This window comes from Anoxybacillus ayderensis (genome assembly GCF_000833605.1).
Classification (GTDB): Bacteria; Bacillota; Bacilli; order Bacillales; family Anoxybacillaceae; genus Anoxybacillus; species Anoxybacillus ayderensis.
Map to the genome: position 1 here is coordinate 1 of NZ_JXTG01000064.1, position 759 is coordinate 759.

Consider the following 759-nt stretch of genomic DNA (forward strand, 5'->3'; position numbering starts at 1 on the left):
GGCTGTTACCTCCTCTGGCGGGCCTTTCCAGACCGCTTCATCTACTCCGTTCCTTTGTCACTCCGTATTGAGTGTCCTACAACCCCAAGAGGCAAGCCTCTTGGTTTGGGCTGTTCCCGTTTCGCTCGCCGCTACTCAGGGAATCGCTTTTGCTTTCTTCTCCTCCGGGTACTTAGATGTTTCAGTTCCCCGGGTATGCCCTCCATACGCTATGGATTCACGTATGGATACTGTCCCATTACGGACAGTGGGTTCCCCCATTCGGAAATCTCCGGATCAACGCTTACTTACAGCTCCCCGAAGCATATCGGTGTTTGTCCCGTCCTTCATCGGCTCCTAGTGCCAAGGCATCCACCGTGCGCCCTTTCTAACTTAACTAAACACACTTTTCAGCCTGTTATCTAGTTTTCAAAGAACAATTTTAACCTCGTCTCCTCTATAGTGAGTAGACGCAGGCGCAAGTTGAGGGATATTCCCTCAAAACTAAACGAAGCGAAAAAGCGTTTTTTCATCATATCAATGATATCCCTTAGAAAGGAGGTGATCCAGCCGCACCTTCCGATACGGCTACCTTGTTACGACTTCACCCCAATCATTTGCCCCACCTTCGGCGGCTGGCTCCCGTAAGGGTTACCTCACCGACTTCGGGTGTTGCAAACTCTCGTGGTGTGACGGGCGGTGTGTACAAGGCCCGGGAACGTATTCACCGCGGCATGCTGATCCGCGATTACTAGCGATTCCGGCTTCATGCAGGCGAGT

General features: G+C 51.9%; 2 rRNA genes. Both read right to left on the reverse strand.

The window, feature by feature from the left end:
- Positions 1-378: ribosomal RNA gene (locus tag JV16_RS14930) — 23S ribosomal RNA — on the reverse strand; the annotation flags it as partial.
- Between the two features lie 155 nt (positions 379-533).
- Positions 534-759 (reverse strand): 16S ribosomal RNA (locus JV16_RS14935); the annotation flags it as partial.